The 247-nt window shown below is 48.2% G+C and carries 1 protein-coding gene; it reads right to left on the reverse strand.

Annotation, left to right across the window (positions count from 1 at the left end):
* A partial coding sequence (locus Q5762_RS39290; RefSeq protein WP_315897111.1) for a glycosyltransferase family 25 protein occupies positions 1 to 247 on the reverse strand: 247 nt, incomplete at both ends.

Genomic DNA, 247 nt, shown 5'->3' on the forward strand with positions numbered 1-247 from the left:
TAAGCGTGGCAACGGGCTTGTCTGTCAGAACTTTTTTGCCCTGACTTTCAATTTTGATCAGCTCTGCATTGGCCGGAATCCAGTCATCCGACGCAAAGAAGCGCTGTGCATCTTTCGCCAACACAACATCATCTTCGAAAATCGCAGCATATTTGTCTTCACCCTGAGCAATCAGTTCCAGACATTTACGATGGCTGAGAAAACAACCGATTTCCGTGCGGGTTAAAGGCTGTGTCCAGGTCGGGAT

Source organism: Streptomyces sp. P9(2023), from assembly GCF_032436795.1.
Lineage (GTDB): Bacteria > Actinomycetota > Actinomycetes > Streptomycetales > Streptomycetaceae > Streptomyces.